Genomic DNA, 1,425 nt, shown 5'->3' with positions numbered 1-1,425 from the left:
TCATTCCCAACATGGACGGGTTTCCCAACGGTCGTCGGCTGGAAGATGACGTAACGACCATCGAGCTGCAGGCGGTGGGCGGGGTGGTGCTGGCGGCCATCGGGTTGTGGTACGACGACTTCCAGCCCGGCGGCAGTCCCGTCACTCCCAATCTGGTCAATGTGCTGAGTTTCAGTGCGGGCGTTACCAAAAACGACACGACGCTGAAACCGGCCTTCCCGTATGTTCAGGCACCGTGGCGCGGGTTCGACTACACCAAAAAATCCCGGTTCTGACCCATCCACCTTTTCGGACATGACCATGAAAAACAGACTATCCTTCCTGCTGACGGCCCTTCTGCTGTCGCTGTTCATTGGCCGGGTTTCCGCGTCCAGCCACCGGGAGGCCCCGCTGATTTCCAGCGACCCGCTGGCCGACAACACCGACGTCTACGCCTTCAAAAGCCCGACCGATCCGGAAAAGATCGTGCTGATCGCCAACTACATCCCCTTTGAAGACCCGGCCGGGGGGCCGAACTGGTATACGTTCGGAGATAACATCCGCTATGAGATTCACGTCGACAACAATACGGCGACACCCGGCGACGACGTCACCTACCGGTTTACGTTTACCACGACGAATCAGGACCCGACCACCTTCTTCAACATCCGGCTCGGGAAACAAAACCTGAAAACCACCTATACCTGCCAGAGAAGCACCGACGGCGGAGTGACGTTTACGACCATCGTCAGCAACGGGGTGGTGCCGCCGGCCAACATCGGCCCCCGCTCCATCGAAAACAGTACCGTGGGGCTGGGTGCGGCCGACTACAACACCCTGGCCAAACAGGCCATCGTCAATGCCATGACGGGGGAGAAGGTGTTCTGCGGCCCGGTGGATGATCCTTTCTTCGTCGACCTCGGGGGCGCCTTCGACGTGGGCGGTTTCCGGAAGAACGGGCCCGACGGTCTGGCCCGGTTCAACTGCCATACCATCGCGCTGGAAGTGCCGGTCTCAGTGCTCCAGAAGGCGCATAAGACGGTATCTCAGGCCACGAATATCCTGGACCCGGACTACGTCATCGGCGTGTGGGCGTCGGCCTCCCGGCGGCAGATCAAGACCATCAACAACGGGGGGGATGTGGGCTATGACGGCGGCTGGGTGCAGGTCTCGCGGCTGGGCATGCCCCTGACCAACGAAGCCGTCATTCCCATCGGCCTCAAAGACAAGTGGAACGCCCGCAGTCCCTACAACAACCAGGACCTGATGTTTGCTTCTTACTTCAGCAACCCTGAGCTGGCTCTGTACATGGACGACTCCCAGTTCGGCACAGCCGTGCCGGGTCTGGCCGACCTCCGGATTCAGAAGAACTCGCTGGGGGCTTTCGACTTCCGCAACGGCAAGCCGGGCCTGTTCGGGCTGAAAGGCACGGCCGCCGTGGCCGGC

Annotated in this window: 2 protein-coding genes; both read left to right on the top strand. The window is 61.0% G+C overall.

Going from position 1 to position 1,425, the window contains the following annotated elements:
• Positions 1-275 (top strand): DUF4331 family protein (locus DX909_RS29280; protein ID WP_128548868.1); only part of this gene is annotated, 275 nt, incomplete at its 5' end.
• Between the two features lie 25 nt (positions 276-300).
• Positions 301-1,425, top strand: a 1,125-nt coding sequence (locus DX909_RS29275; protein WP_164851461.1) for a DUF4331 domain-containing protein, incomplete at its 3' end; no start/stop codon positions are given.

Origin of the sequence: Larkinella soli (assembly GCF_003703975.1) — a bacterium.
GTDB classification, from domain to species: Bacteria; Bacteroidota; Bacteroidia; order Cytophagales; family Spirosomataceae; genus Larkinella; species Larkinella soli.
This window is presented reverse-complemented; position numbering and strand designations above follow the sequence as displayed.